Here is a 20,147-nt window from a genome sequence, read left to right as displayed (position 1 = left end):
TTTGATGCCTCAAAATAAACGCAGAAAACCCATAGGTGTTTACGTCCTGATTGCAGGAGTGGCCTTTCTATTAACTGTTTTACTTTCCAATATCCCTACCATCAGATCGGTTGAGCTTGATTTTAGAGATTTTCTGTTCGAATTAAGAGGTCCTTTAGAAATTGAAGATTCTCCCATTGTACTCGTGGCCATCAGTGAAGAAGCAGATTATGAGATCCCCGAGAAGTATCCTTGGCCTACCAATGTGTATGCTAAACTGATTGAGAATTTGAATAAAGCAGGCGCTCGAGTCATTGTATTTGATGTAATCTTCGATCAGCCCGATCAATATGATTTAAAGAATGATTCGTTATTTGCTCAAGCCATCGCTGATAATAAAAATGTAGTATTGGCCGGCGAGATCCTAGACGAAGAGGTGGCGAATAGTCGTCAGATTGAGCTTTTATTTCCACAAAATATATTGTTGGATAATGGATATGCATCTGTGGGAATGGTGGATGTGCAATCAGATGAAGATGGCGCCATTAGGAGTTATTCGTTTGGAAAAAATCACGACGGGAAATCCTATTACAAACTTGGACTCGAGGCCTTAGCTAAATTCAAAGATATTCCTCGCGATTCTATCGATGAATTAGCAGCTTCAGAAGATGCTTACTTCAAGTTGGGCAATTACTTAATCAAGAAAGACGCTGCAAATTCCTTCATCATTAATTACTACGGAGAAGAAGGATATTTCCCTATTTATGATCTCTCAAACATCATCGATGATCCCGAATACACTACAAGAATGGAAAGTGAAGCCGGTTTTGACATGAATACCTTTGATGATCCCGATTTTGGAGAAGGGTTGTTATATGATGGTGTATTCAAAGATAAGATTGTGATTGTAGGGGCAACCATGCAGGTGTTAAAAGATTTCTATAAAACGCCGCTACCTAAAATTGAAGTCTCTGCAAGTGGTTCTAAACGAGAACTGCCCCGACCAGGGTATGAGATTCATGCACATGCCATTCAAACAATTCTCGATGGCAATTATTTAAGTAGGCAGAGTGCATGGAGTGTGTTGCTATTTATGGGCATCGGAGCCGTTTTACTTGCGCTATTGAACTGGTTGTATGGCGCAAAATGGGGAGTAGCTATCATGCTAGTTTTAATGGGGGGCTATGTATTTATTAGCATTCACATGTTCTTAGGAATGAGCCTGTTTTTAAATGTAACCTCAATTCTTCTAGTGCTATTTTTAACCGAAACAGGGGCTGTTGGCTATCAGTATTTTGTTGAAGAGAAAGAGAAGAAACGCATTCAAGGGATGTTTAGCTCTTATGTTTCTCCTAAGCTGGTTCAACAAATGGTTGAGTCGGGCAAGGAGCCACAACTTGGTGGTGAAGACACCTATATGACGGCATTTTTTAGTGATATAGAATCGTTTTCAACTTTTTCAGAACAGTTAGAACCAAAGCAATTGGTACAGTTAATTAATGACTATCTGACTTCAATGACCAACATCTTAACCGATCAGGGCGGTACCTTAGATAAGTATATAGGGGATGCCATTGTAGCATTCTTTGGTGCCCCGGTTCCTATGGAAGATCACGCACTTAGGGCATGTATATCCTCACAGCTTATGCAGAAGGAGCTTGTTCTGTTAAGAGAAAAATGGGCGAGGGATGGCTGGCCTGAGATCGTTACCCAAATGAAAAATAGAATGGGTATGAATACAGGGGAAATGGTAACCGGGAATATGGGATCCAACCGTCGGTTTAACTATACCATGATGGGTGATAATGTGAATTTAGCGGCGCGTTGCGAGAGCGGAGCTAAAGCATTTGGTGTATACACAATGGTTACAGAGTCGACGAAAGTGGAGGCAGAGAAGCACGGTGATGATTGTGTGTTTAGATACCTTGATAACATCGTTGTGAAAGGGAGAACTCAACCCGTAAAGATGTACGAAATTGCGGACCTTCGAAGTGATGCTGATCAGGAACTCATGGATTGTATTGGATTATTTGAACAGGGTCTGGAAAAATACTTTAATCAAGAGTGGGACCTAGCAATTCAAACATTCGAGAAATCATCAACATTGGAGCGGCACCCGAACAATCCATCACTCATATTTTTGAATCGATGTAAGCAATTAAAGCTCGACCCCCCAGCTTCAGATTGGGACGGGGTGTATGTAATGAAATCCAAATAAATGGTTAGGCAAGAAGACTTCTAATTATCTTCGAATTAAAGTTGAACCTTGTCTATTATAAACCGTATCTTTGTGGCCCTTTTAGGGCAAGTCCTATACAGCCAGCTCCCTTTGAACTCCGTCAGGGCGGGAACGCAGCAGCGGTAATTTGGTCGTAGCGGCGTGATATAGATCGCTTGCCCTTTTTTTATTTCTCAATATTTACCTACCTCGAGAAATAATCCCAATCTCATTTATAGATTCTTTTCTATATGATCGGCAATTTGATCCGCGTGTACTCTCGAGTTTTCAATAAATAAACGACTCGTATCTAAGCCACCACAAACTACGCCAGCTACATATACCCCTTTACGCTTAGTCTCTAAACTGTCTTCGTTATATACTGGCATGCACTTTTCGTCTTCAGTAAGCTCAACCTGTAGCTTTTCCATAAGAGGATAGTTAGGGTGGTAACCCGTCATAGCGAGTACAAAATCGTTTTTAATGATTTTCTCACCATCTGGGGTGTCTAGTACTACTTCCTTTTCTCTTATCTCTTTTACCGTAGTATTGAAGTATCCTTTAACTTCCTCTTTTTTGATTCGGTTTTCGATATCAGGTTTTACCCAGTATTTCACACTTGGCTTAATGGTGTCATATTTGACAGCCATGCTCACTTCTGCACCTGCACGATAACATTCAAGTGCTGCATCAACAGCGGAATTACCCCCACCTACTACTAACACCTTTTGCCATGCATAAGGATGTGGTTCATCGTAGTAATGCTTCACTTTAGGAAGTTCCTCTCCCGGAACGTTCATCATATTAGCGCTACCATAAAAGCCTGTAGCAACTACAACTTTTGAAGCTTTGTAGATGTCTTTGTCTGTAGTAACAGTGAAGTCACCGTCTGTGCCTTCTAAAGCCTGAACAGCCTCATAGAGATGAATAGGTAGTTCATAGCTTTCAGCCACTCTACGGTAATACTCAAGGGCTTCACTCCGCGTTGGTTTAGGACCATGCGAAATGAATGGGACTCCACCAATTTCCAAGCGATCGGAAGTGGAGAAGAAGGTCATATTAGTAGGGTAATTAAAAAGAGAATTAACAAGGCATCCTTTCTCTATGATTTTAAAAGGAATGTTTCTCTGTTTAAGCTGAATACCTGTGGCCAATCCAATAGGACCAGCACCAATAATTATAACCATGAACTTTTTGTGTAAGAGTTAAATCAACGGCTTTAAGATAAGGTCATTTGAGTTGATATGTGATAAAACTCCTTGATGAGGTGGATAGATTTAGTGAAGCAACCATTTCAATATTACTCTATTCAACCATCCTTCCTTTTTACTAAGAAAACCCACATGACCACCTTGTTCAGTAAAAATTGGATGGATGTGAGCGTTCGAATGGATATCCTCTAATGGGGCAAAGTCGAAAGGGCAAACACTGTCTACTTTTGAGTGGATAAGTAAAAGAGGTGTTTTTATCTGTGCATAAAAGTTTGATGAAGAACATTGCTCATAATAGTCTTCAGCATTTTTGAAACCGTGTACAGGTGCAGTTACTTGATCATCAAAATCATATAAAGTAGAACCAGAAAAAGTTGGGAAGTCAGCAAATTGCTGTTTCTTTAATTGAGCTTTCTGAACCAATGTCCTCAAGAATTTATATTGATACACTCTATTTAAGCCTTGGTTCAACTTAATAGAACCGGCTTTTAAGCTATAGGGTGGTGATACAGCAACGGCTTTAGAAATGGCGTTATTTTGGTTGGTTTCTGCTAAATACTTCACAAGCGCATTAGCTCCCAATGAAAATCCAACGGTGTGAATTTTTAAATCCGGATACTTTTCCCGAACCCATTTAAATACGGTGTGGTAATCTTCTGTAGCTCCTGAATGGTACATTCGACGCTGAATATTTAGCGTATCACCACACCCTCTGAAATTAACGCCAATCGAAGAAATCCCATGCTTGCTAAGGGCGTGCATTAAATTGCGAATATAATGCCTACGACTTGATCCCTCTAAACCATGGAATAAAACTACAATAGCAGTGCTAGTGGGTTGAATGAGTACATCTAATTCGAGGAAGTCATCATCAGGAGTTTCAATTTGAATGCGTTCTGGCTGTAGGTCTGCAATGGTGCTAAATGAGGCGAAGATTGTTTGGCTATGAACTTCTGGAGCCCACCAGATTGGTGCAAATGGTTCAAATTGAATATCATCTTGGATTTTAATCATGTCTTAAATTACCAAAACTTTCAGCTTTTGTGTATCTATAGCTTGAAATAAGAATAAGCGAATTTTTGAATACAGACGTGCATACAACAGAAGCTCCCGTACCCATAAAAAGAATTGCTGCCATTGACTTAGGAACCAATTCATTCCATGCGATTATCGCCGATTTATACTCTGATGGAAGTTTTAGAAGCGTTGACGACCTCAAAGAAATGGTTCAGTTAGCTAAGGGTGGTTTAGGAAAAAGATTAGCTGAGCCTGCATTTAAAAGAGGGATGAAGGCTTTGAAAAATATCAAAGTGCTGTGTGATAGCTATAATGTTGAGGAGATATTAGCTTACGCAACCAGTGCTATTCGAGAGGCCGAGAATGGGGGAGAGTTTATTCAACGAAGTATTGATGAGTTAGATATAAAGATTAATGCAATTCCTGGATATGTGGAAGCAGAACTGATAGGGTATGCAGTTCAGCACGGAATAAAACTAGACCGAGACCCAGTACTGATGGTTGATATTGGAGGAGGGAGTGTTGAATTCATCTTGGGGAATGCTACAGAGTTTTATACCACCCTAAGTAGAAAAATAGGGGTGTCTCGAATGACCGATATCTACAAGCCATCCGACCCTATAACAACGGCCGATATTCTGGAATTAGAGAATCACTACGAAAAGCAGACCGAATCGATTAGAGAAGCAATTAAAGAGCATCCTACGGATGTGATAATTGGCTCATCTGGTACCATGCAAAATATTGCTACCATGATTGCCGCTCGTAAAGGCCTACCCATAGATGTCACTTTAAATGAGTTAGAGTATAGCGCAGAGGATTTTTTCGAATTTTATGCCGATTTCATAAAGCTTGATCGCGCAAAGCGAAGAAAGGTTAAAGGTCTGGATTTAAAGCGTCTAGATTTTATTAATACCGGGGTAGTCTTAGTCAAATTTTTACTTAAGAAGTTTGACATACAGAAAGTGAAGATCTCAACTCAAGCCTTACGAGAAGGGATTATCATTCGTTATTTGAGAAAGGATATGATCGGGATTCCTTGGAAAGGTGATTTAGCAGATCCAAGAAGACGAAGTGTATTTGAGTTGCTTAGAAAATGTAATTGGCATCAACAGCATTCAACTCATGTTGCAAATATGTCGTTACAACTTTTTGACGTTTTACAAGACGAACTCAGTTTGACAGATAATGATAGAGAACTGCTTGAGTATGCTTCATATATGCATGATATAGGGTATCATATTTCTCATTCAGCGCATCACAAGCATGCACTATATATCATTCGAAATGCTGAACTGAAAGGCTTCAAAGAAGATGAAATTGAGATTATGGCGAACGTAGCTCGTTACCATCGTCGGTCTACTCCTAAGAAAAGGCATTTAGAGTATTGGAAGCTCAAAGCTTCAACGCGAAAGAGAATCAAAAAGCTGTCTGGGATTTTGAGAGTAGCAGATGGTTTGGATAGAAGCCATTATCAAAACGTGCAAAACTTAGTAATTGAGAACCGAGCTGATGAAATAGAATTCAGAATTTGGGTGAAATCGGATCCTCAGTTAGAGATATGGGGAGCCACTCGAAAAGCCAATCTGTTGCGAGAAGTGACTGGGAAGAAAATAAAAATCACAGTTGAAGAAATTAACCCGGTTCGATAGCCATAAAAAAAGCAGAACCCTATAAGAGTTCTGCTCAATATGGTTGGGAATATATTTTATTCTCCGAAACTTCCTGCGGGTCCAGGGAATACAACAGGGCTCTCAAAGCCCGTTTTAGAAACAGATGCTACCCCAAAGTAGTAGTTGTCAATAACAACATTTTCAAGGGTATGTTGAGTAGTACCTGCAGGTACAAAAACACTTTTCTCCCACTGGTTAGAGTCCGTCAGTCTCCAGTAAATTTTGTAGCCCGCTAACTGTGGGTTTTGTTCGGCATTCAATGCATCCCATTTTAACGTGGTACTAGGACGAACAGCGCCTTGAATTTGCACATTAGCAGGTGGGTTAGGAGCCCAAGCCATGCTTGCCATAGTTACTGCATTTAGGCCAGTTAATTTTGCGGCATAATCAAAATCTACACCGTCAATTGTATCACCATACTTGATGCCGTTTTCAGTTCTTAAGTCCTGATGCTGCATTACATAGTTTTCGTTTGTTTCCATGATACGAACACCTGGAATACCTGCATCATTAAATGGTCTATGGTGCCCACCACGTCCAAAGCGATCAAGACGATAAATCATCATAACGTCTAAATTTGGGATATATAAATCCGCCATTTTATCCACGTAGCGTGCGATGTTTCTTGATGGGGAATCTACTTCACCACCTGTAAATCGGCGAGTATTTGCTTCTCTTTCTGTTTCAACTTTTCGAGTTCCTTCAGAAAATACACGTGCTGTAGTATTGTTGATGACACCGTTAATTCCTTTGATGTTACCGATCATGTCGTTATTAAGTACAGCCTTGATTCTCCAACCTTGCTTAAGTGCGTAGTCGGCTAAAATCTTACCACCAAATAAACCCTGCTCTTCCCCAGATAAACCTACATACATGATAGATCCTTCAAACTCGTATTGAGTAAGTACACGTGCTGATTCAATTACACCTGCCATGCCAGATGCATTGTCATTTGCTCCAGGTGAGTCTGATACACCGTCTAGTGGGTCTGAAACTCTAGAATCGATATCACCACTCATCATTACAAAGCGGTTTGGATCGGCAGTTCCACGCTGAATGGCAACAACATTCACAATATTAACGGGCTCAGGAATTCGTCGCTGACCTGATATAACATCGCTCACGTAAAAGACCTCTAAGCAACCTCCACAGGCTTCAGAAATTCTTTCAAATTCTGCCTTGATCCATCTGCGAGCAGCACCAATGCCGCGCGTATTTGAAACGGTGTCAGAAAGGGTGTGTCGTGTTCCAAAATCAACTAGGGTTTGGATGTCACGTTCTATACGCTCTGCGGAAGGAGCGACGCCAATTTTATGTAATTCATCAGGGGTGATTGTCTGAGAAAAGACCCCCGTTGTTCCTAATAATAGTGCGATAGCTGCACCAAAGATGTATCTAATAGATTTCATGGTATTAAGTTAGTTTTCAGTAGGTTTGTTATTGGTCTGTGGAGAGTCACTTCGCAATCGTTCTTCTTGTTCAAAATGCTTTTTTAAATCATCTTGAAACTGTATTTGGGCTTTTATCCCTAGTCTATGCCCAAAATATGCGCCCGTTCCACATGCTATTATAAGCATCATTACATACAACAGTGGAGAGGCATTAGCGCCACCTTGGTAAAGGTAAACCCATACAGAAGGTGGTAAAAAAGTAATGATAGCAAACAAATAAGGTGCTATCGTTGGGCCATCTAATCTTCGCATGAATCGACGTGAAGTAATCACCACGATATTCATGTAGATAAGCCCGAATACAAAAAATAAAATGGTTCCTAAGGCCGTGCCGTTGTTAATAAGAACCAACAGCTCGGAAGTAAATAAAGTGAAGGCAACGGTTACAATTAAGATGCCTGAGAGATAGAAAAAAAAGCGAGGTAAATTATCCACTAGTAGATATTAGTTAAGTTTAGGTAAAGGCAGAATATACTGAAGCTCGGGTTTATTTTTGTAACCAACCCATTGGGTCTTGGTAGTCTTTATGGCGAACCACGAATAATAGATTCTCACCCATAGGCGACACACCAACACCTGAAAGCCCAACAATGTCACCTGCTTTAAGAACTTGGTTCTTCGAAACGTTGATTTTACTCAAGTTTCCATAAGCGGTATAGTAACTACCATGCTTCACGAATACAACATCCCCAAAACCAGTAATAGGGGCGATTTGTGAAACGTAGCCATCAGAAACTACTTTAACAGGAGCTGCAGGATCGGTTACGATATTAACTCCTAAATATTCAGTTACTGTACCATATACAGGGTTTCTTGTTTTCCCGAATTTTTTAGAAATCGTTCTGCTTGAAACGGGCCATGGTAACTGTCCTTTTAAGGCAGCGAATTTTTGTTCATCCGCTAATAGCATTTCGGAAGTAACGGCTGCTTCTCGTACAATAGGTTTCGAATACTTAGCTACCTCGCGGTTTCGAACACTTTCATCCGCAATTTTTCGAGCGCGAGCTAACTTGATCAGTCGTTCATTTTCAAGCTTTTCAATCTCGTCTGCTTCAGCTATTAATTCATTGAAAGCATTTTGTAGCGCTTCTTTTTGTTGCCTGCTTTTGGTGAGTTCAGCAACGAGTGTGCTTTTTTGACTTCGTATAGTATCAACAGTTTTCTTTTGTTGGCTACGCTGTCCGTTAAGCGTCTGTTTTTCTTCAGTAATTTGCTGAAGCACAACTTTGTTTTTATTCAGACTCTGACGGAGGTCGATCTTAATTTGGTCAAGTTCTTCTTTGCGTTTTCGAATTTGTTGAGCTTGTTTTGCCTTTTGCTCTTCGAATTTCTTTAGATAGTAAGAACGTACCAACATTTCATTGAATGAGTCGGCTGTAAGTAAGAGCTCTAAATTTGTTGAACGCCCATTCTTGTAGGCAAAAAGAATGATTTTCTTATAGTTTTCAATCAACATGTCGAGTTCTTTTTCACGTTGATCAATCTCAGTTTGTGTTAACTCAATCTCTTCTTCAATTTGTTTTTGTTCTTTTGTGAGCGAACCGATTTTGTCGTCTTGTAAGGCAATTAGACTGTTTAAATTCTCAAACTGACGATAAGATTTATTGAATTTTGCTTCGGCTTCTGCAACCCTTTGTTGATAGGCTTTGATGCGTGCATCTAGAACATTAATCTCAGCACGGGTGCTTTCCTGTTCTTTTAGAATCTTTTCGCGTTTCTGGTCATAAGTTTGACCAAAACCAAGAGAGGAGCATACCCCAAGTATAAGTAAACACCCAATAAGCTTAATATGAAGTCTATTTGTCATCGTCTTTGGATCTTTATATCAGATGGGATGTCTAGTGTTAAATTAAGATTTGAAGGGTTTATTTCAAGGCTTCGAATCTGAAATACAACCTGTGAACTCTTATCTGCACTTAATATGGTGATTTTTCTAGGCAATTTGAACCCATCAATCTCACCATAGCTATCATAAATTAAAGTAGAGTAGGGTAACCCTGATATGGGTGATTGTTCAACCCGTTGAATGGTGCCATCTTTTTTTGATGAATACACACGTCCGCCATTGGTTAAGGCAATTATATAGGAATCATCGGTCTGGTAAATGGATGACATCTCGATAGGTTGAACCGTAAAATTCATCAAATAAATGAAATTGAGTGAAGCTAATTCATTCAGACTAGTAGCTCGCCCATCGGTAATGGATACTTTTTGAGCGTACTTATCTACTTTGTTGTACAATAGCAGCGAGTCCGAATCAACAAGCATGCTTCCGCCTTCAATACCGATTCTGTTTTTAATATCTAGCAAACTCAATTCACGATTGGCATTGAAATCAACGGTAATTCGATCATTATTGCCAGGTTCACTTACAATTGCGCGCCCTTTGCCTTTAACACTCATCAAGCTTTCGGTGTAGTTCGGAATTTGAGTCATGATAGAGTCATAACTACTTTTAGCAACGGGTTCAAAATCTTGATTTGTTGATAACCGACTGGCCGAAGAACACCCTATAAAAATTACAAAATATAAGAGGGATGATATTTTAATGGACTGAGAGAACATTTAGAGGGATTGAATCTTTTTTTGGATTTTTTCTAGCGAAGGGTCTTTTAGAAGGGCTTGCCGCCACCACTTTTTGGCTTCTGTTAAATTGTTTAGCTGCTCATAGGCGTTGCCTAAAATTTCAAAGGTATGAGCAGATGCTTCACCACCTTCAACTACATTCAATAAAGTTTCGACAGATTGCTCATAGTCATTTTTACTGAAGTACAATTCGCCTAACACCGTTTTGATGTCACTGTTGCCATCCAAACTAGTTAATGCTTCTTGCAATAATTGCTCTGCCTTTTGAAGATCAGACTGTTGGTGGATGAGGTATTTGGCATATCGAACTTTGCCGTTGTTGTTATTTGGATCATACCGGAGAGCCAACTCAAAGTTTCTTGAGGCTAGGTCATTATTGCCAAGACTGGCATGAACATCTCCCAAAGTGATGAATACAAGCGATTTGAAAGGCCGTTGAGCTGGAGCACGGGATGCACGTTCTAACCATTCAATAGCTGTATTTGAATTGTTTTGGAATAAAAAAGCTGAACCAACAAAAAATTGAATATAGGCGTCATCTGGAAGTGCTTTATTTGCGATTCTTCCTTGCTCTATAACTGCTTCAAAATCGTTTTGAGTACTTAAAATCTGCAGCTTTAACCTCCACGCAGCTTCATTAGTGGAAGAAAGTGCAATTGAAGTGTTTAATAACTCGAGTGCCTTATTGTACTGGAATATGGTTGCATAAAATTCACCACCCAAAGCATAAATTTGGCTGTTTTGTGGAGATTCATTGAATACCTCAGAATAAAATTCATGAGTAATTTCAGCTAACCTAGGTTTTTCAGAGTAGTTGTCTTGAAGACTTTTTAAATACTCTGCAATTCGAATACTGAATGAATAATCACTTTTGGTGCTAAGGCGAAACTGATTTAATAAGAAAGTTTTGGCAGAATCGTACTGTGATTCATTTAGTAGAGCCTGAGTTCGACTAATAACTTCTTGAGGGGTGTATTCTTTCTTCTCGCCTTGTGATGATATCGGCTCACTCCCATTAAGATTAGTAGAATATGCCTTTAATAATTCACTGGTTGTTAAATCATAAGGGTTTAAAGCATGTAGCTTTTGAAGGTGTAATAAAGCAGAATCTTTTTTATTAAGTGCTTCAAAGTTATTGAATAGGGCTAAGTGAACTTGAGAAGGATCAGCTCTAGTATTGAGTAATTGAAGGAGCATCTTATTTGCCGTCTGATAATTCCCAATTTGAGTGTAGGTGTCAATCAGCTTCCATTTAAGTGAGTCATCGTTAGGGTATAGATCTACTAATTTATCCAATTCATCTATCGACCGTTGGATTTGCCCATTTCGTTGATAAACCTCGATCAGCTTTAGGCTGTACCATTTATTTTTGGGGTCAATCTTTAACGCCTGATTTAAATAGAGAGATGCTTTTGCATAATTATTGAGGCTTAGATACAAATCGCCAAGCGCAAAATTTAGACCTTCGAGAGGACCTAGCTTTTCAAAAGCACCAAGTAAGTATTCTTCAGCCTGCTCCAGATTCCCTAATTGAAATGCCTCCATGCCTTGAATGTACATGGAAGTTCCATCCACTTCGTTCGCACTTTGTACTTGCCCAAAGGCATTGAATGCACTTAAGCTTACTAGAAGAAGGGATATGAAAACAGTTTTTGTCATGGTTTGAGTAACGGGCAATAAACTTTGTAAGTGTACAAGTAGTGTAGCTTGATGAAGAAGGTAATAGTATTACAGCACTTATTATATGGATTTTCCTTTAGGGTTATAAGGAATGACCTCATCTAAATAAAGTGCTTCTTTAATGGTGTCGTGAAGTAGCGCTTTTGGGATTTCGTCTATTGATTTGAAATCGATACTTAATACCTGTTTTCTGCCTTTACTTTCTAGAATGCCATGTTCATTAGACAGTTCATAGCCTCTCAAAAAACACAAAGAAATAGCTTCGTTTTTGATAGGGTTTAAATAGCACACCCATTTATTCTGATAATAGAATGGAATTTTATAACGAATTTTTGGAGATAGGGTGGGGTAGGAGCTAAGCAATTTATGTAAGTAGTGGAGCACGTCGTATTGATCTCCCTCAAATTGCTCGATATAGGCTTCTACTTCATGCATGAAAGAATATATAAATAAATAAAAAATGGCCTCCGAAAATTTTCGAAGGCCACTCTCTTAGTGAATAGTCTCTCTTAACTAAAGTCGATTGCTTGCCATTAAGACGATTAAAAAACTAGAATGTTACGACTTTATTGCTCAGAGCTTAGATTTTTATTTTTCGTCTCCAGGCATTTAACTCTTTAAAACCTTTGAGCATTCCTGACCCATACCAGCTGAACCATTCCCCATTAATCAACTCAATGTGGGCGTTAGGAACATATTCTTTGATTTCGCTTATGTGTTTTTCTTTGAAGGGATAGGGTTCACTGCTTAGGAGTACGAGCTCAGGTGATGCCTCTTTCAATTGCTGGAGTTCAATTTCAGGATATCTACTGTAGTCTGAAAAGCAATTCGTTAATTGGTAATGCCTTAGAACATCGTGGATGTAGGTATGGTTTGCTGCTACCATCCAAGGTTCTCTCCAAATAAAGTACGCGGTGTTGATTGGAGAAGTCGCTTCCGATTCAGACAATAGATATTGAATTTCAGAGACTAGGTTTTGCGCCGTTTTTTGAACATTTAATCTATCTCCCAAATTTTCAATTTCATGAAGAGCCTCCACAATGGTGTTGATGTGTGTTACATAAACCGGCACCTTTTTCATTAAGGCTTCAACATCTTCTTTTCTGTTTTCTTCATCGTTGGCAATAATCAGGTCCGGCTCAGCATCCAGTATTCGCTGAATGTTGGGATTCTTAGTGCCTCCCATAATGGGGATGTCTTGAACTTGATCTTCAGGATGAATGCAAAATCGAGTACGACCTACTAATTGATCTTTTAAGCCCAAATCTATGAGCAATTCTGTTAGGCTTGGTACTAATGAAACGATTCGAAGGTTATTTTTATCTGACATATTCAAAGATAATCTGCTTTGCTCTTTCAACATAATGTCCGCCAAAGATATTGGCATGTACTAGCATTGGGTACAAATTGTAAAGGTTTATTCGATCACTAAAGTTAGGCTGAATGGGCGATTTTGATGTATATCCTTCATAAAAACTCGAATCAAACCCACCAAATAATTTAGTCATTGCTAAGTCCACTTCTCGATGCCCATAATAGATAGCGGGGTCAAATATAGCAGGCCCTTGTTGAGTAAAGAAGTAGTTCCCACTCCATAAATCACCATGCAATAATGCAGGTGGCTCTCTGGGACAAATAGCATCCACACATTTATGGAGTTTTTGTAGGTGTGCAGGAGAAATGGATTCTAGATTTCCCTTCTTCTGAACAAGCCGAAGTTGTGGTTCAATTCTTTCAGAGATATAGAAATCAGCCCAGCTTGAGTGATGATTATTTTGCTGATGCAGCGAGCCAATATAATTGGAATGATCTAAACCAAAGGAAGTGAAGGTATTTGCATGCAGTTCTGCTAATCCGATCCCTAGATTATAGGAGTCTTCAAAGGATGGTGATTTATGCTCCTCTAAAAATTCTAAAATCAACAGTTCATGGTTATGGAATTTAACCCCTGGGATTATGAGTGAATGTGATGCGTCTCTGAGTATTTGAAGTCCTTTAGCTTCTACTTCAAACATGTTGTCAAAACGGTCATTAACCTTTATAAAGTAGACACTACTGTTTTGTAGTGTAACTCGATATGCGTCATTAATATCACCCCCATGAACGGGATGAACAGACGTAATTTCCGCATTAAACTCACCTTCAATTACATCTTGGATAGCGGACTTAATCATCTTCAATGAGTGGAGTAAGTTCGTCTAAAAGAGCATCACAACTTCGGTTTATGATCTGATATACATTCTCGAAGCCTTGAAGTCCACCATAATATGGATCAGGTACATTTCCATCTTCAGGGGTAGGGTCGAATTCTCTCATCATCTTCACTTTGTCTTCGAAACGGTTATTCCGGTCTAATGCTTTGATGTTTTTATAGTTTTCAGCATCCATAGCCAAAATGAGGTCGAATTCATTGAAATCGGCATATTCAAATTGCCTTGCTTTAGATGGGAGATGAACCCCATGGTTGTTGGCCGTAGCTTGGCTTTTACTATTCGCAGGTTCTCCTACATGATAAGCGGCTGTGCCTGCAGAATCGATGTAAAAATAAGATGCTAGGCCTTTCTCTTTTACTTTGTGCAACAATAACCCTTCGCCTGTTGGGCTTCTACAAATGTTCCCTAAGCACACAAAAACGATTGCAAATGGATTGTTTTTTGTAATTGGACGATGATAGTTAGGCATTGGAGAAAAAATTTAATGTTTGAAAAAGCCTCAATAGAGGTTCAAAGTGCGGTTATACAGGAAAGAACCCTGTCATATACCACAATCTCATACTAAAGTATTATACTGAACACAATATCAGCTTTAATGTAAGTTTTTGTATATTTGAGGCTTAAAATTATTTGCTGGACAACATATTTATATGTCGAAAAAGTTTAAAGAAATAAAACAGCTTAATTACTCAAAAGCTGAAGTAGAGATACAAAACTGGTGGAAGGACAACCAGATTTTCAAGAAAAGTTTAGATACTCGAGAGGATGGTATACCATTTACCTTCTTTGAGGGGCCTCCAACTGCAAACGGCAAGCCAGGTATTCATCATGTGATGGCTAGAACGGTAAAGGATATGTTTTGCCGTTACAAGACCTTGAAAGGGTTCCGTGTTGAAAGGAAAGCTGGTTGGGATACTCATGGGCTTCCTGTAGAAATCGAAGTTGAAAAAGCACTTGGACTGGAAGGTCGATCTCAAGTTGAAGACTACGGTGTAGCAGAATACAATGCACAGTGTAAAGAAAGTGTTCTGAAATACAAGCACCTGTGGGATGATCTAACTTCAAGAATGGCATATTGGGTAGATCAAGAAAACCCATATGTGACTTTTGAGAACAACTATATCGAATCGGTTTGGTGGGCTTTCAACAAGCTATTTGAAAAAGGATTCGTATATAAAGGATATAAGATCCAGTGGTATTCACCGGGTTCTGGTACCGTACTTTCGTCACATGAGGTTAGTTTAGGTTACAAAGAAACTCAGGATCCATCTATTTATGTGAAATTCCCTGTGGATGGCGATGAAAACACCTTCTTTTTAGCTTGGACAACCACTCCTTGGACTACCATTTCAAATATGGCATTAACAGTGAACCCAAAGCTCACTTATGCTAAAGTATCTTTTGAAGGGGAAAACTTCATTGTAGCAAAAGATTGTGCAGCGGATGTTTTCGGAGAAGGATTCGAGTTTATCGAAGAATATTCTGGGCAGGATTTACTAGGACGTACCTATCAGCCAATTTTTGACTACGCTTCTAAAGAAATTGATAAGTCTCAAGCTTGGAAAGTGATTGAGGCTGATTATGTGACTACTGATGAAGGTACTGGTGTAGTACATACAGCACCCGCATATGGTGCAGATGATTATGATTCGTGCCAAAAAGCGAATATCCCAATGTTCAATCCTATCGATAGAGATGGGAAGTTCACTGATGCCGTGCCTGAATTCGCTGGTCAGTGGTTCAAAGAAGCGGATAAAGACATCGCAAGAGCTATCAAAGAAAAGAATTTGATGTTCCGCCACGAGACTTGTGTGCACAACTATCCATTTGATTGGAGAAAAGGGACACCGTTGATGTCGTACCCTGTTGAATCTTGGTTCATTCGCACTACAAGTGTGAAAGACCGTATGGTTGAGTTGAATAACAAGATCAACTGGAAGCCTGAAAGTACAGGAACGGGTCGTTTTGGAACATGGCTCGAAAATAATGTGGATTGGGCTGTTTCAAGGCAGCGCTATTGGGGAACACCGATTCCTATTTGGGCGAGTGATAAAGACCCTGAATATGTTGAGTGCATTGGAAGCATGCGTGAACTGCGTGAAAAAGCAGGTTTAGCTGAGGATGCAGAGATTGACTTACACCGCCCATACATTGATGATATTACTTGGGATGCTCCTGATGGAGGCACTATGCGTAGAATCCCAGATCTTTTAGATGTTTGGTTCGATTCTGGTGCTATGCCGTTTGCACAATGGCACTACCCATTCGAAAACGATCATGAGTTCAGTTATAACTACCCAGCCGATTTTATCGCTGAAGGGGTAGACCAAACAAGAGGTTGGTTCTATACACTTCATGCATTAGGAACTATGCTTTTCAATGAAGAAGCATTCCGTAATGTAATCTCCAATGGTCTCGTATTGGATGCCAATGGCGAGAAAATGAGTAAGAGTAAAGGGAACACTGTAGAACCTTTCCAGCTTATCAATCAGTACGGTGCCGACACCGTTCGCTGGTATATGATGAGTAACTCAGCGCCATGGGAGAACCTAAAATTTAGTGAAGAAGGGTTGAAAGAAGTTCAGCGTAAGTTCTTTAATACCTTGGTAAACACGTATTCTTTCTTCGCTTTATATGCGAATATCGATGGCTTTACCTACTCTGGATCTCAAATTCCGGCAAATGAACGTCCAGAAATTGACCAGTGGGTAATCTCAAGATTGAACACCACCATCAAAAATGTGGAAGAATTCTTAGAAGATTATGAGCCTACAAAAGCCGCTAGAGAGATGGAAGCTTTTGTGGAAGAGCTAAGTAACTGGTACGTTCGCCGTAACCGTCGCCGTTTCTGGAAAGAAGGCAATACGCTAGATAAAACAGCGGCTTACCAGACATTGTATGAGTGTTTAAAGAGCTTAAGTAAGATGATAAGTCCTATTGCTCCATTTATTGGGGAGTGGCTCTATCAGAACTTAAACGACGTAACGGGACTTGAGGAAGAATCTGTACACGTTTCTTTCTTCCCAACCGTTGAAGAGACGGCAATATACAAGAGCCTAGAGCATAAAATGGATATGGCTCGATTGATTTCATCCATTGTATTGCGCATTCGTAACCAAATTGAAATGAATGTACGCCAACCATTAGCGCGTATTATTCTTCCAATTAAAGATGAAGCTGAACGCGCAGCCATTGAATCAATTAAGGATATTATCCTTGAAGAAGTGAATGTGAAAGACATTCAGTTCGTTGACGATGACTCTGGTATAGTTCATAAATCAGCTAAAGCGAATTTCCCAGTGTTGGGCAGAAGGTTAGGGCCAAAAATGAAAGCCGTTGCCTCAAAAATTTCGCAGTTATCGACAAATGAAATTACTGATTTCGAAAAAAACGGATATATTGACCTAACTCTTGAAGACGGGGAAACTGTTCGGATTGAGTCAGAGGGTTTAGATATAATTCGAACTGGGCTAGAAGGCTGGCAAGTTGAAACAGAAAGAGGATTAAGCGTAGCCGTAGACACGGAGCTATCTCATGAGTTGAAACTAGAAGGTATAGCTCGTGAATTTGTGAACAGAATACAGAACATGAGAAAGGAAGCAGATTTTGATGTTGTTGACCGGATTGTGATTGGTGTTCAAGGCTCTGAAGAAATTAAAGAAGCTGTGGTTTCTATGTCTGATTACATAAAGAAAGAAACCTTGGCTGAAGAAATAAAACTGGAACAATTGGAGGTCTCTGATTTCGATAAGAAATGGGAGATTGGCGAAACGGAATGTGAGATTTCAGTTCGCAGAAATTTAAATTCTTGAGGTGTAGAGATGTCTGAGAATACCAAAACCGAAGAAAGAGTATCACCTTATAGTGATGAAGAACTGGAATATTTCCGTGCTATCATCCAAAAAAAGTTGAAAGAATCAGAAGATGAACTAAACGTACTGCAGCGTACACTACGCGAAAGTATGGAGAACGCTTCTGATGAATCAGCCTATTCTTTCCATATGGCTGATGCCGGAACTGATGCACAGGAACGTGAGAAGACCTATGTACTGTTAAACCGTACGCGAAAATTCATCAAATACCTTGATGATGCCATGAAGCGTATCGATAACAAAACCTATGGAGTGTGCAAGGTAACAGGTAAGAAGATTGCTAAAGGGCGTCTTGAAGCCGTGCCACATACTCAGCTTAGTATCGATGCCAAACTAAAGCGTAGATAATCCTAAGGTTTGAGACAAAAAAAGATATTAGTCTTATCAGTGCCCGCTATAATTGTACTGGGCATTGATCAGCTTACAAAGTGGATCATTAGAACAACTCCTGAGCTTCAGTCGAAAACGTTAATCGACGGCTGGCTAGAGTTTTATTATACCCAAAATCCAGGCATGGCTATGGGTATCGACTGGTTGCCTACACCGGTAATCAGTGGTGTTGCGATTCTCGCAACTATGGGGATTCTCATATATCTGATTAGATCCCTAGATAAGGCATCCATAGGCTATTTAGCTTTTATGGGTTTAATTATTGGTGGTGCACTCGGTAATATCTCTGACCGAATCTTTATGGGTTATGTTTATGGAAATGGTGGAGTACTTGAAGGCCACGTAATCGACTTCATTTACTTCAGTCTTCGAATCAATGATTGGACCGTTTTTCCTTACATCTTTAATGTAGCTGATATCGCAATTTCAGTATCCATCATTAGTCTACTTGTGTTTAACAAGAGATTGCTTCAGCACGATGGAGTAGTGGAAAGTGAAGAATCAAACAACGCTACAGAAGTAGCGGATTCGCCATCACAAGCATAGCGTAATAAATGTTCGATTTTATTTAGAATAGAATTTTATTTAGTAAAGAATTGAATAGATAAAGGACTAGTAAACGCTAGTCCTTTTTTAGTTGGGGTGTATTCTTAATTATTCTCAAAGTGATTTAAGTTCACTCTATATATTCTTTTGTTGAAAGCATCGAAAAGGAAAAGGTAAGTACTCGTTTTCCCCGCATAATGGTAAATTGCTTTCTTTCCATTAGAATTAAATAGTTGATAGGATTTTGGATGTGTAAAATTACCTTCAGGTAAATAAGTAACATAGTTTTCATGGGCCACCAATATTCCATCCTTTACCCAGAAAATTTCTTTAATTAGATTTGAGACGCGGTTTGTGTTCTGGTTTTTAATCTCAGTTACCTTACTGTTAAAGTCGTAATCAGATTCTGAATCAACTAGATTAATTTGCCTAAAAATTTTACCTGACTTCCGTTCGAACAATGTAGGTATGGGCTTATAAGCATAGAAAAAAGTATTTGATGAAGAGTCAAAGTCATAAACGACATTATTGAGCATTACAGGGGTTTCGCCTGGTTTAACAAGGTTGTCTATAATTCCTTGACTAAAGTTTCCTAAAGAATCCCATTCTACTAAAGAAAATTCAGGATGAAGTATTTTCTTCCATAAAATTCTGTTTGAAGCGAGCACAGTTGGTTGATCAACCATCACAGAGGTTGAGATAGATTTTGTTGGCACTCTTCTTATCTCATTCCCTGAAGTATCTAATACTACATATGCCATCAATGCGCTGTCTAATACATAGATATCTCCATTGGGGCTTTTCCCCATTCCAATAGGTTTAAGTATTTCATTTGGGCCGCTGCCGGTTTCCAAAATAGTAGCTATGAAGTTGCCGCTATTATCAAGTTCAACGACTTGACCTAAAAAATCAGAAACCCAATACTTATTCTTTGAAACTTCTACAATTGAATTAGCTTGATTAATCAAGACATCATCACTGCTACCTACATCATAAAAGAGCTCTAAAAATAGAGTGTCTTTAGATAACTCTAATTGAATGTCTATTTCTGTAAAGTCCTCTGATAATTGATTTGAGAAATAATTATCTGCTGAGCTACAATTCAATAGACATATTCCGAAGAAAAGTAACAGAGTTCTCATTATTGATAATTCTAATTGTAGAATCATTATTGATGAAAAGTTATCAACTAGGTATGAAATATTATAGTTGTAAATGCTATAATATTATTAAGATATAGGGTCTAGAATAGTAAATTGCAGTAACATATCATAGGCTTGATATGTACATAGAAACTTTGTTTTGACTCAA

At 39.2% G+C, this 20,147-nt stretch carries 17 protein-coding genes and 1 other RNA gene; 6 read left to right on the top strand and 12 right to left on the bottom strand.

Features of this window, described 5'->3' with window-relative positions; translation table 11 throughout:
* Positions 1 to 4: 4 nt before the first annotated feature.
* Both B155_RS0106200 and ffs read left to right on the top strand, forming a co-directional pair.
* Positions 5 to 2,197: a CHASE2 domain-containing protein gene (locus B155_RS0106200; RefSeq protein WP_018127385.1), complete on the top strand. Its 2,193-nt coding sequence runs from the start codon at positions 5 to 7 to the stop codon at positions 2,195 to 2,197.
* A gap of 84 nt (positions 2,198 to 2,281) precedes the next feature.
* An RNA gene (ffs, locus tag B155_RS13730) (signal recognition particle sRNA small type) lies at positions 2,282 to 2,382 on the top strand.
* Between the two features lie 48 nt (positions 2,383 to 2,430).
* Here the strand turns inward: ffs and B155_RS0106195 are convergent.
* Positions 2,431 to 3,384 carry a YpdA family putative bacillithiol disulfide reductase gene (locus B155_RS0106195; protein WP_018127384.1) on the bottom strand — a complete coding sequence of 318 codons (954 nt, stop codon included), beginning with the start codon at positions 3,382 to 3,384 and terminating at the stop codon, positions 2,431 to 2,433.
* Between the two features lie 90 nt (positions 3,385 to 3,474).
* Positions 3,475 to 4,422: a YheT family hydrolase gene (locus tag B155_RS0106190; protein WP_018127383.1), complete on the bottom strand. Its 948-nt coding sequence runs from the start codon at positions 4,420 to 4,422 to the stop codon at positions 3,475 to 3,477.
* A 65-nt stretch (positions 4,423 to 4,487) separates the two neighbouring features.
* Here B155_RS0106190 and B155_RS0106185 point away from each other — a divergent pair, with 65 nt between their 5' ends.
* Positions 4,488 to 6,077 (top strand): Ppx/GppA phosphatase family protein, encoded by a 1,590-nt coding sequence (locus B155_RS0106185; RefSeq protein ID WP_018127382.1) that lies wholly within the window; start codon positions 4,488 to 4,490, stop codon positions 6,075 to 6,077.
* A gap of 56 nt (positions 6,078 to 6,133) precedes the next feature.
* Here the strand turns inward: B155_RS0106185 and B155_RS0106180 are convergent, their stop codons facing one another.
* The 9 genes from B155_RS0106180 to B155_RS0106140 all read right to left on the bottom strand — a co-directional run bounded on the left by B155_RS0106180 (position 6,134) and on the right by B155_RS0106140 (position 14,497).
* Positions 6,134 to 7,507 carry a M28 family metallopeptidase gene (locus B155_RS0106180; protein WP_018127381.1) on the bottom strand — a complete coding sequence of 458 codons (1,374 nt, stop codon included), beginning with the start codon at positions 7,505 to 7,507 and terminating at the stop codon, positions 6,134 to 6,136.
* Positions 7,508 to 7,516: 9 nt separating this feature from the next.
* Complete coding sequence (locus B155_RS0106175) at positions 7,517 to 7,984, bottom strand: hypothetical protein (RefSeq protein ID WP_018127380.1); 468 nt, start codon at positions 7,982 to 7,984, stop codon at positions 7,517 to 7,519.
* Positions 7,985 to 8,036: 52 nt separating this feature from the next.
* The gene (locus tag B155_RS0106170; protein ID WP_018127379.1) at positions 8,037 to 9,356 is read right to left on the bottom strand and encodes a murein hydrolase activator EnvC family protein; all 1,320 of its coding nucleotides are present in this window, start codon (positions 9,354 to 9,356) and stop codon (positions 8,037 to 8,039) included.
* A complete protein-coding gene (locus B155_RS0106165; RefSeq protein WP_240386254.1) occupies positions 9,353 to 9,985 on the bottom strand; it encodes a DUF4292 domain-containing protein in 633 nt (210 codons plus the stop codon). The genes B155_RS0106170 and B155_RS0106165 overlap by 4 nt, the downstream gene beginning before the upstream one ends.
* 129 nt (positions 9,986 to 10,114) lie before the next feature.
* Entirely contained in the window at positions 10,115 to 11,794 is a 1,680-nt protein-coding gene (locus tag B155_RS0106160; RefSeq protein ID WP_018127377.1) for a tetratricopeptide repeat protein, read from the bottom strand.
* An 81-nt stretch (positions 11,795 to 11,875) separates the two neighbouring features.
* Positions 11,876 to 12,250 carry a DUF1801 domain-containing protein gene (locus B155_RS0106155; RefSeq protein ID WP_018127376.1) on the bottom strand — a complete coding sequence of 125 codons (375 nt, stop codon included), beginning with the start codon at positions 12,248 to 12,250 and terminating at the stop codon, positions 11,876 to 11,878.
* A gap of 145 nt (positions 12,251 to 12,395) precedes the next feature.
* Positions 12,396 to 13,145, bottom strand: a complete 750-nt coding sequence (locus tag B155_RS0106150) for a helical backbone metal receptor (protein WP_018127375.1) — start codon at positions 13,143 to 13,145, stop codon at positions 12,396 to 12,398.
* Positions 13,135 to 13,989, bottom strand: coding sequence for a fructosamine kinase family protein (locus B155_RS0106145; RefSeq protein ID WP_018127374.1), 855 nt, complete (start codon positions 13,987 to 13,989; stop codon positions 13,135 to 13,137). The genes B155_RS0106150 and B155_RS0106145 overlap by 11 nt, the downstream gene beginning before the upstream one ends.
* The gene (locus B155_RS0106140; protein WP_018127373.1) at positions 13,982 to 14,497 is read right to left on the bottom strand and encodes a low molecular weight protein-tyrosine-phosphatase; all 516 of its coding nucleotides are present in this window, start codon (positions 14,495 to 14,497) and stop codon (positions 13,982 to 13,984) included. Before B155_RS0106140 ends, B155_RS0106145 begins: the two co-directional genes overlap by 8 nt.
* Before the next feature lie 181 nt (positions 14,498 to 14,678).
* Here B155_RS0106140 and ileS point away from each other — a divergent pair, with 181 nt between their 5' ends.
* The 3 genes from ileS to B155_RS0106125 are packed head-to-tail and all read left to right on the top strand — an operon-like array spanning position 14,679 to position 18,836.
* A complete protein-coding gene (gene ileS / locus B155_RS0106135) occupies positions 14,679 to 17,840 on the top strand; it encodes an isoleucine--tRNA ligase (protein WP_018127372.1) in 3,162 nt (1,053 codons plus the stop codon).
* 9 nt (positions 17,841 to 17,849) lie between these two features.
* On the top strand, positions 17,850 to 18,248 hold the full coding sequence (locus tag B155_RS0106130; RefSeq protein WP_018127371.1) for a TraR/DksA family transcriptional regulator: 399 nt from the start codon (positions 17,850 to 17,852) through the stop codon (positions 18,246 to 18,248).
* A 9-nt stretch (positions 18,249 to 18,257) separates the two neighbouring features.
* Positions 18,258 to 18,836 (top strand): signal peptidase II, encoded by a 579-nt coding sequence (locus B155_RS0106125; protein ID WP_157464743.1) that lies wholly within the window; start codon positions 18,258 to 18,260, stop codon positions 18,834 to 18,836.
* A gap of 104 nt (positions 18,837 to 18,940) precedes the next feature.
* Here B155_RS0106125 and B155_RS0106120 read toward each other — a convergent pair whose 3' ends face one another.
* Complete coding sequence (locus tag B155_RS0106120) at positions 18,941 to 19,978, bottom strand: NHL repeat-containing protein (protein ID WP_018127369.1); 1,038 nt, start codon at positions 19,976 to 19,978, stop codon at positions 18,941 to 18,943.
* Positions 19,979 to 20,147 lie beyond the last annotated feature (169 nt).

Source organism: Balneola vulgaris DSM 17893, assembly GCF_000375465.1.
In the GTDB taxonomy this organism is placed as follows: Bacteria; Bacteroidota; Rhodothermia; order Balneolales; family Balneolaceae; genus Balneola; species Balneola vulgaris.
The sequence above is the reverse complement of the archived record's forward strand: the minus strand, read 5'-3'. Positions and strand labels throughout refer to the sequence as shown.